Annotated in this window: 11 protein-coding genes; 2 read left to right on the plus strand and 9 right to left on the minus strand. The window is 61.3% G+C overall.

What is annotated here, in order from left to right:
* Positions 1 to 724: 724 nt before the first annotated feature.
* Positions 725 to 1,345: a LysE family translocator gene (locus ACODTZ_RS12890; protein ID WP_489026188.1), complete on the minus strand. Its 621-nt coding sequence runs from the start codon at positions 1,343 to 1,345 to the stop codon at positions 725 to 727.
* Positions 1,346 to 1,505: 160 nt separating this feature from the next.
* Positions 1,506 to 1,898, minus strand: coding sequence for a Fe-S cluster assembly scaffold SufA (gene sufA / locus ACODTZ_RS12895; RefSeq protein ID WP_489026190.1), 393 nt, complete (start codon positions 1,896 to 1,898; stop codon positions 1,506 to 1,508).
* Between the two features lie 152 nt (positions 1,899 to 2,050).
* Here sufA and ACODTZ_RS12900 point away from each other — a divergent pair, with 152 nt between their 5' ends.
* Together ACODTZ_RS12900 and ACODTZ_RS12905 are read left to right on the plus strand one after the other, a co-directional pair.
* Positions 2,051 to 2,347, plus strand: coding sequence for a type II toxin-antitoxin system RelE/ParE family toxin (locus ACODTZ_RS12900; RefSeq protein WP_489026191.1), 297 nt, complete (start codon positions 2,051 to 2,053; stop codon positions 2,345 to 2,347).
* Entirely contained in the window at positions 2,347 to 2,652 is a 306-nt protein-coding gene (locus tag ACODTZ_RS12905) for an addiction module antidote protein (protein WP_489026193.1), read from the plus strand. Before ACODTZ_RS12900 ends, ACODTZ_RS12905 begins: the two co-directional genes overlap by 1 nt.
* Before the next feature lie 19 nt (positions 2,653 to 2,671).
* Here ACODTZ_RS12905 and ACODTZ_RS12910 read toward each other — a convergent pair whose 3' ends face one another.
* The 7 genes from ACODTZ_RS12910 to ACODTZ_RS12940 all read right to left on the minus strand — a co-directional run bounded on the left by ACODTZ_RS12910 (position 2,672) and on the right by ACODTZ_RS12940 (position 7,874).
* Positions 2,672 to 2,959, minus strand: coding sequence for a type II toxin-antitoxin system RelE/ParE family toxin (locus ACODTZ_RS12910; protein ID WP_489026195.1), 288 nt, complete (start codon positions 2,957 to 2,959; stop codon positions 2,672 to 2,674).
* Positions 2,959 to 3,234, minus strand: coding sequence for a ribbon-helix-helix domain-containing protein (locus ACODTZ_RS12915; RefSeq protein ID WP_112982456.1), 276 nt, complete (start codon positions 3,232 to 3,234; stop codon positions 2,959 to 2,961). Before ACODTZ_RS12915 ends, ACODTZ_RS12910 begins: the two co-directional genes overlap by 1 nt.
* Before the next feature lie 48 nt (positions 3,235 to 3,282).
* On the minus strand, positions 3,283 to 3,663 hold the full coding sequence (locus ACODTZ_RS12920; protein ID WP_047512131.1) for an SUF system Fe-S cluster assembly protein: 381 nt from the start codon (positions 3,661 to 3,663) through the stop codon (positions 3,283 to 3,285).
* Positions 3,664 to 3,782: 119 nt separating this feature from the next.
* Entirely contained in the window at positions 3,783 to 5,021 is a 1,239-nt protein-coding gene (locus ACODTZ_RS12925) for a cysteine desulfurase (RefSeq protein WP_489026198.1), read from the minus strand.
* A 411-nt stretch (positions 5,022 to 5,432) separates the two neighbouring features.
* A complete protein-coding gene (sufD, locus tag ACODTZ_RS12930) occupies positions 5,433 to 6,707 on the minus strand; it encodes a Fe-S cluster assembly protein SufD (RefSeq protein ID WP_489026199.1) in 1,275 nt (424 codons plus the stop codon).
* A 24-nt stretch (positions 6,708 to 6,731) separates the two neighbouring features.
* Positions 6,732 to 7,487, minus strand: a complete 756-nt coding sequence (sufC, locus tag ACODTZ_RS12935) for a Fe-S cluster assembly ATPase SufC (protein ID WP_018902233.1) — start codon at positions 7,485 to 7,487, stop codon at positions 6,732 to 6,734.
* Positions 7,488 to 7,532: 45 nt separating this feature from the next.
* Positions 7,533 to 7,874 carry a GIY-YIG nuclease family protein gene (locus ACODTZ_RS12940; protein WP_489026201.1) on the minus strand — a complete coding sequence of 114 codons (342 nt, stop codon included), beginning with the start codon at positions 7,872 to 7,874 and terminating at the stop codon, positions 7,533 to 7,535.
* Positions 7,875 to 8,266 lie beyond the last annotated feature (392 nt).

Consider the following 8,266-nt stretch of genomic DNA (forward strand, 5'->3'; position numbering starts at 1 on the left):
CCCCCGTCCCGTCTTCGGATACACCGGTTGCGTTACCGGCGAGGCGGGGCCGGCGCTTTCGGGAAGCCCCTGACGCAGGGTGAAACGAGGGGCGTCGCGGAATGGTCCCGCCAGTGAAGAGCTGGTGTGCGGGTGCATAGGTCGGTTCGCCGATACCACGCGCCTATGCACATAAGGGACGGCGACTGGCCGACCGTGGAGCCCGAAAGGGTTGTTGCGGAACGGCGCCGGGGTGCCGCGGGCGACAGGTTCGCGGAGGCCCTCCCGGCGTCGATCAAGACGGCCCTTCGGGATGCCCGGGGAGCGAAAGCATCAAGAACAAGAACAATCCCGCGAGCATATCTCTGAAAAGATGCCGACCACCCGGTAAAGGAACCAGGACACGATAGCAGACCGCCGAACGGGGCGCCGGAAGGTGTCAATAAAACTAAACTATTTACGAGGCAGCTTTTGGCGCCCCGTCCGATCAGATGCCGTATCAACCGGGGGACAGAGCCTGCCGGGGTAGAGGCATGTCTTTTATGGGTGGGAGTTTTGAAAGTGGCTAACGTCAGCGCCAGCGGCCCCCTCATCCGGCTGCCGCCACCTTCTCCCCGAGGGGGAGAAGAGACTCGTGGCAAGCCGCTCGCGCCGACCTCCCTTCTCCCCAACGGGAAGAAGGTGCCCGAAGGACTGATGAGGGGGCCACCGGCACAACGCCAGCCACCTCTAACCCACAAACCCCTCACCCAAGCAACGTATATGCCGCCGAACCAAGCGCCACGATACCGAACACAATCAGCAGCCAGCTCGTTGCCCGCATCACCTTGGACGTAAAATCCTCCGACAACCGATCGCGCGCCAGGCTGACGGCGCCGCTTAAGCAAAACCACCAGGCGAGCGACCCCGCAAACACGCCACCAACGATCGCAACCGAGCTGAAGCGCCTCGTCTCGTCCAGCAGGCCGAAGCCGGCAAACAGCGTTCCGAAGGAAAGGATAGTAGCCGGATTCGAAATGGTAAGCAGAAACGTCGCGACCGTGGTGGCGACGAGCCCACCTGCCCGGATCTCGGCCGCCTCGACCGGATCGTGCGTCAGCCCGCGCCAACCGAGAAACAGCAACAGCAATCCGCCGCCGATCGCCAAAGGCAAGGTCGCCATCGACATGGTCTCGGCGAACACGGCAATCCCCGTCACTGCCACCAGCGCATAGCTGGCGTCCCCAATCGCCGTGCCGAAGCCACAGGAAAAGCCGGCGAGGAAGCCGCGCTCCAGCGTGCGGTTGATGCACAGCATGCCGATCGGTCCAAGCGGCGCGGTGATGATGACACCCAGCACGGCGCCCTTGAGAAACAGCAGAAGCATATGGCGGTCTTAAACGCTCTGGCGCGCACCGCAACGAAAAAAGCCGCCGAAACCGGCGGCCTGTGACGAAATGCTCAAGACAAGATGCCCGTGAGCCAAAGCCGATATAAACTACCGGCAGAGATTGAATGGCGGCAATGAGCGACCGCCTTCGCCCTGCTTACCGCGCCGGCACCACGGCATCGCCGCGCGCGGCGAGAGCAGCCAGGTCCGCAGGCTTCAACTCGACCGATTCGCCACAGCCGCAAGCCGACGTCTGGTTCGGATTGGTGAAGGTGAAGCCGGAGCGCAGCGTCGTCTGCTCGAAGCCCATCTCGGTGCCAAGCAGATAAAGAACCGCCGAGGGTTCGATCCAGACCTTGGCGCCATCGCGCTCGATCAGGTCGTCCTTGGCGTTGGGTTCTGTGACGAGGTCGATGGTATACTCCATCCCTGCACAACCGCCCTTCTTGATCCCGACGCGAATCCCCTTCGCCTCCGGTCCCGAATTCTCAACGATCGCCTTCACCCGCGCCGCGGCGGTGTCGGTCATGCTCATGACTGCAAAGCCCATAGGCCCATTCTCCTTCCGCAACCGGGGTCAAGGTCCGGTGCTTGTGCTCACCAATTTAAGCGGCGATGATCAATGCTTCAATATCGAATGCCGAGATCATTGCCTTCAAATGCTTTTTCATTGACAGGTGTACTCTACAGGATACATTTTTCATGCTAACAGTGTTGCGAACGGCGACTTTCGCCAAATGGCTGTCACGGCTGAAAGATCGCCGCGCCGTCGCGCGGATTGCTTCCCGGCTGCTGCGTGTCGAAACCGGGCACCTCGGCGACATCAAGGCGATCGGTGACGGCGTCAGCGAATTGCGCGTCGACTACGGTCCAGGCTATCGGATCTACATCATGAGGGATGGCTCGACGATGATCGTACTCCTCTGCGGCGGCGACAAGTCGACGCAAGCCCGCGATATCATCGAGGCGAAACGCCTCGCAAGCGAATTGAAGGACTGATGATGACCACCGAAATCCTGCCCTTCGATGCGGCGGAATTTTTAGACAGCGACGAAGCGATCGAGGAATTCATAGTCGCCGCCTTCGAAACCCAGGACCCGGCATTCATCGCCAGAAGCCTCGGCGTCGTGGCCCGGGCCCGCAGCATGAGCGAACTAGCGCGAGAGATCGGCATGAGCCGTGCGGCGCTCTACAAGGCGCTGAGTGGCCAGGGCAATCCCGAATTCGCCACCATCATGAAGGTGATGAAGGCGCTCGGCATCGGCCTTGCGCCCGTCATGCCCGACGGCAGATCAGCGGCCTGAGCTTCAATACCGAGCGATCTCACCGCATCTGCTTCGGCCAATCGCGGGCGGCATGGATGACGCGAAGTATCACCACATCGCTATCCCGCAATCTATAGACCACCACGTAATTTCCACGTGGCACGATGCGGACGCTATACTTGTCCGTCGCATATGGAGCACCCGAATGCGGATGAGTTGCCAGCAGTTCGAACAGTTCCGTCATGCTGTCCTGCCACGCCAGCGCGGCGTGAGGATTGTGTTGTCCGATAAAGGAGATGATCCCGCGAATGTCGGCTCTCGCTTTGGGCCGAAGGCGATAGCTCATCAGTCCTTGAGCCCGAATTCTCGCTCGAATTTCGCGCGTATCTCACGCATCGCCTCGGGTCCATCGATCGGCTCGCCGCTGGCTTCGCCCTCTTCGATCAGCCGCTCAAGTTCCTCGGGCGTGTAACCATGAACCAGCCGGTCGGAGTGCCACTGATCGAGCGCGGTCAGCACGACATCAGCTGTCGAACCGAACCGCCCGGAGCGCACAGCCGCATCAACGGCATCCGCCATCTCCGGCGTCAACTCAATGCTGATTGTCTCCAGGCGACCCATCGCGTGCACCTCATTGCCAGGAAGCACCATGCTAGTCGAAACGGCCGATCAATACCAGCCGACGGCCACCTGCGCCTCTTCCGACATCCGGTCCGGCGTCCATGGCGGATCGAAGGTCATCGCCACTTCGACGCCCGAGACGCCCTCGACGGAGCCGACGGCGTTTTCGACCCAGCCGGGCATCTCGCCGGCGACGGGGCAGCCGGGGGCCGTCAGCGTCATCATGATCTTGACCATGCGGTCGTCCTCGATGTCGATCTTGTAGATCAACCCGAGTTCGAAGATGTCGGCTGGAATTTCCGGGTCGTAGACCGTCTTCAGCGCCATGATGACGTCGTCGCTGAGGCGCGCCAGTTCATCTGCGGGAATGCTGGAATGCACGATGCCTTCGCGCACGTCGATCTTCTGTTCGCTGTCGTCGAGGCTCATGTGGCCCACTCCTTAAAGCAATTCCAGGAAAAGTGCGAAGCGGTTTTCCGTCCGGAATTGCGTATACAAAACAAAACAAAGCAGAGCTGTTCTTCCATCCGAAGAAAGATGGAACAGCTCTAGCCAAAGAACTTGCGCGCATATTCCAGCGCGTCGGCCAAGGCATCCACCTCGGCGCGGGTATTGTACATGCCGAAGGATGCACGGCATGTGGAGGTGACGCCGAAGCGTTTCAAGAGCGGCATGGCGCAATGCGTGCCCGCCCGAACGGCAACGCCGCGCCGGTCGATTACGGTCGAGACGTCATGGGCATGCAACCCCTCGATCTCGAAGGAGAAGATCCCGCCCTTGCCCGGCGCATTGCCGATGACGCGCAGCGAATTGATGTCGCGAAGCCGTTCAGTGGCGTAGGCCGCCAGATCCGCCTCGTGCCTTGCGATCGCCTCGCGTCCGATCTTGTCCATGTAGTCGAGCGCATAGCCGAGCCCGATCGCCTGCACGATCGGCGGCGTGCCGGCCTCAAAGCGGTGCGGCGGGTCGTTGTAGGTGACCGCATCCTCGGTGACCTCGAAGATCATCTCGCCGCCGCCCTGGAACGGACGCATCGCCTTCAAACGGTCCTTCTTGCCGTAGAGCACCCCAATCCCCGAGGGACCGTAGAGCTTGTGGCCGGTCATCACGTACCAGTCGCAGTCGATATCCTGCACGTCGACAGGCATATGGACAGCGCCCTGCGAACCATCGACGAGCACGGGAATGCCGCGCTCATGCGCGATCCGGCAGATCTCCTTGACCGGAACGACGGTACCCAGCGCATTCGACATATGGGTGATGGCGACGAGCTTGGTGCGCTCGGTGAGGCTCTTTTCGAAATCCTCGATATGGAAGGCGCCCTCGTCGTCGACGGGGACCCAGACCAGCTTGGCGCCCTGCCGCTCGCGGATGAAGTGCCAGGGCACGATGTTGGAGTGGTGCTCCATGATCGAGATGACGATCTCGTCGCCCTCGCCGATATTAGGCATGCCCCAGCCGTAGGCGACCGTGTTGATCGCCTCAGTCGAGGACTTGGTGAAGACGATGTCGTCCACCGAAGGCGCGTTCAGGAAGCGGCGCACCTTTTCGCGCGCGGCTTCATAGGCTTCGGTGGCGGCGTTGGACAGGAAGTGCAGGCCGCGATGCACATTGGCGTATTCGCTGGAATAGGCATGGCTGATCGCGTCGATCACCACCTGCGGCTTCTGGGCCGAGGCGCCGTTGTCGAGATAGACCAGCGGCTTGCCGTACACTTCCTTCGCAAGGATCGGAAAATCCTTGCGAATGGCTTCGATGTCATAGGCGGCCGGTGCAGTCTGATCCATGTCAGGCCCTTTCATATCGCGCTTCCGCGCCGTCATCCTCGCGCTTGTCCCGAGGATCCAATCACGTTTCCACTCGTCGCAACAGTTGTGGACAAATCCACGACCGTCGAACTCCCGGCTGGCGGCAGCAGATCCTCGGGCTTGTCCCGAGGATCTAAGCACGTCTCCGCTCGTCGCAACGGTTGTGGACAAATCCACCTCCGTCGAATTCCCGGCTGGCGGCAGCAGATCCTCGGGTCAAGCCCGAGGATGACGTCGCGTGTGGGGCGAACCCGCCGTCACACAAACCGTCAGACTGGAGACGACATCATGGCAAGGCCACATTCACCATCGCCAGCCATCGTCTCCCGTCACCAACCCTCACCGCCGTCATCCCCAGGACAAACCCGAAGGTCACGGCGAAAATTGCCGTTACGCGTGCTTTTCGAGCCATGCCGAGATCACGCCTTCCAGCGCCTCGACCAGGGCTTCATCTTCCAGTTCCTCGACGATCTCGGCAACGAAGGCGTTGACCAGCATGGCGCGCGCCTTGCTCTCCGGGATGCCACGCGCCATCAGATAATAGAGATGGTTGTGGTCGATATCGGCAACGGTGGCGCCATGGCCGCACTGCACGTCGTCGGCGAAGATTTCCAGCTCCGGCTTCACCGAGAATTCGGCATCGTCGGACATCAGCAGCGTGTTGCACGCCATCTTCGCGTCGGTCTTCTGCGCGTCCGGTGCCACCCGGATCATGCCCTGGAACACGCCCTTGGCGCGGTCGAAGACGACGTTGCGGATGATCTCGGTGGAACCGGTATGCGGCACATTGTGGCCGAGCACCATGGTCACGTCGGTATGCGTCTCGGCACCAAGCAGGTTGATCCCGCGCAGCGTCAGATCGGCCCCCTCGCCCGTCACCTTGATGTGCAGCTCCTGGCGCACCAGCTGGCCGCCCTCATTGATGACGAACAGCTTGAGCTTGGCATCTGCACCGAGATCGATGCGGATCTGGCCGAGATGCGTGTCGTCGGCACCCTGCTGCTGCACGATGATCCAGGTCAGCTCGCTGCCTTCGCCGACCGTGACGTCACTGACGTGCGAGACCAGCGCCGCATCCGATGCCACCGACAGGTGACGTTCGATCACGGTCGCCTTGACGGCGGAACCGATGCTGACAGGGAGGCGCGTATGCGTCTGGCCGCCGGCATGCACGAACTGGATTTCCAGCGGCTCTTCCAGCACGGTTTCAGCCGGCACGTCGATCACATAGCCGTCGCGCACGAAGCTGCCGTTGATCCGGCCGACCGCGTCATCCTTGTCGAGCGCACCAAGGCCATTGGCGGCAGAACCGCTCGACAGCTGCTCGGCATAGCTCGAGAGCACGAGATCGCCGGCGCGCGCCTTGTGATCAGGGCGTCCCTGGATGACGGAGAGCACCGCCGAACCCTCGACCAGCGCATCGCGGGCGTCGGAGCCGGCATCGCCTGCCTGAGCAGGCACTGCGCGCAGCAGCGTCTTCAGGTCCGTGTAGTGCCAGGCCTCGACGCGGCGCGTCGGCAGGCCCGATGTCTTCAGGTCGTCGAGCAGCCGGTCGCGAATGGCGATCACGGCGCCGTCGCCCGGCAGTTCGCCGATCTGGTTGTTGAACGCCTCGATCAGCGCCGCTTCCGCGGCGGTCAGGCGGGTCGTCGTCTGCATGTTCATGCGACCAGTTCCTTTCCGCCTAGATCAGGCCGCCGCTCCGATGATGTCGGCATAACCATTGGCTTCCAGATCGTGTGCCAGCGTCTTGTCGCCGCTCTTGATGATCTGGCCCTTGTAGAGAACGTGAACGGTATCCGGCACGATGTAGTCGAGCAGGCGCTGGTAGTGGGTGATGACGATGGTGGCGCGATCGGGCGAGCGCAGCGCGTTGACGCCGTCGGCCACGATCTTCAGCGCGTCAATGTCGAGGCCGCTATCGGTTTCGTCGAGGATGCAAAGCTGCGGCTCCAAGAGCGCCATCTGCAGGATTTCGGCGCGCTTTTTCTCACCGCCGGAGAAGCCGACGTTGAGAGGACGCTTCAGCATCTCGGTATTGATCTGCAGCTTGGCGGCCGCATCCTTGACGAGGCGCATGAAATCAGGCGTCTTCAGCTCTTCCTCGCCACGCGCCTTGCGCTGCTCGTTCATCGCGACCTTCAGGAACTGCATGGTGGCGACGCCGGGGATTTCGACCGGATACTGGAAGGCCAGGAAGATGCCCTTGGAGGCGCGCTCGGCCGGATCGAGTTCGAGAATGCTCTCGCCGTTGTAGAGAATCTCGCCCTCGGTGACTTCGTAATCGTCGCGTCCGGACAGGATGTAGGACAGCGTCGACTTGCCGGAGCCGTTCGGGCCCATGATGGCAGCCACTTCGCCGGCCTTCACGGTGAGGTTCAGCCCCTTGATGATCTCGGTGCCGTCTTCGGCGATGCGGGCGTGCAGGTTCTTGATTTCAAGCATTGTGTTCTTCCTGTTCATGCAGCGGTTTCAAGGACCGCCGGGCACTCAATTGTAATCCGACCACTGTTCCGTTTGCGGATGAGGCCGATAGGCATTCTCGATGTCATCGATCCGCTCGTAGAGGTCGGCCCAGGTCGGGTTCAAGCTCTCTACCAGCTTGATTTTCCATTCACGCATGTAGCGTTTCAAGGACTTCTCCCGCTGTATCGCCAACACGATGTTTGGATGGCGCTCAAACCAGACGAGGTTCCTTGCTCGATACTTCCGCGTAAACCCTTCATGCACTTCGTTGCGGTGCTCCCAGCTGCGATCATGCAGATCACTGGTGACACCCGTGTAGATCACCCCGCGCGGCTTATCGGACATCATGTAGACAAAGCCACTCATCCTTACGCCCCTTACGGCCGATCTCGTTCCTTTTCGTCGTCATCCCAGGGCATGTCCCGGGGATTTAAGCACGTCTCCATTTTCCGCAACGGTCGTGGACAAATCCACTACCGTCGAATTCCCGGTTGGCGGCAGCAGATCCTCGGGACAAGCCCGAGGATGACGCCGAGTGTGAGGCAAGTTCGCCTTCACACCGGGAACGACGTTGGAGAAAAGCAACACGCCCAACGCCAACCATCGTCTCCCTGCACCAACTCTTACGGTCGTCATCCTCGGGCTTGTCCCGAGGATCTAACCACGTCTCCAATTGTCGCAACGGTCATGGACAAATCCACTCCCGTCGAATTCCCGGTTGGCGGCAGCAGATCCTCGGGACAAGCCCGAGGATGACG

The organism is Rhizobium sp. FG113 (assembly GCF_057809895.1).

Excerpts from the sequence above, each read along its gene's own strand:
- ACODTZ_RS12890 (WP_489026188.1), bottom strand. The coding sequence starts at position 1,345 with ATGCTTCTGCTGTTTCTCAAGGGCGCCGTGCTGGGTGTCATCATCACC.
- sufA (WP_489026190.1), bottom strand. The coding sequence starts at position 1,898 with ATGGGCTTTGCAGTCATGAGCATGACCGACACCGCCGCGGCGCGGGTG.
- ACODTZ_RS12900 (WP_489026191.1), top strand. The coding sequence starts at position 2,051 with ATGCTAACAGTGTTGCGAACGGCGACTTTCGCCAAATGGCTGTCACGG.
- ACODTZ_RS12905 (WP_489026193.1), top strand. The coding sequence starts at position 2,347 with ATGATGACCACCGAAATCCTGCCCTTCGATGCGGCGGAATTTTTAGAC.
- ACODTZ_RS12910 (WP_489026195.1), bottom strand. The coding sequence starts at position 2,959 with ATGAGCTATCGCCTTCGGCCCAAAGCGAGAGCCGACATTCGCGGGATC.
- ACODTZ_RS12915 (WP_112982456.1), bottom strand. The coding sequence starts at position 3,234 with ATGGGTCGCCTGGAGACAATCAGCATTGAGTTGACGCCGGAGATGGCG.
- ACODTZ_RS12920 (WP_047512131.1), bottom strand. The coding sequence starts at position 3,663 with ATGAGCCTCGACGACAGCGAACAGAAGATCGACGTGCGCGAAGGCATC.
- ACODTZ_RS12925 (WP_489026198.1), bottom strand. The coding sequence starts at position 5,021 with ATGGATCAGACTGCACCGGCCGCCTATGACATCGAAGCCATTCGCAAG.
- sufD (WP_489026199.1), bottom strand. The coding sequence starts at position 6,707 with ATGAACATGCAGACGACGACCCGCCTGACCGCCGCGGAAGCGGCGCTG.
- sufC (WP_018902233.1), bottom strand. The coding sequence starts at position 7,487 with ATGCTTGAAATCAAGAACCTGCACGCCCGCATCGCCGAAGACGGCACC.
- ACODTZ_RS12940 (WP_489026201.1), bottom strand. The coding sequence starts at position 7,874 with ATGAGTGGCTTTGTCTACATGATGTCCGATAAGCCGCGCGGGGTGATC.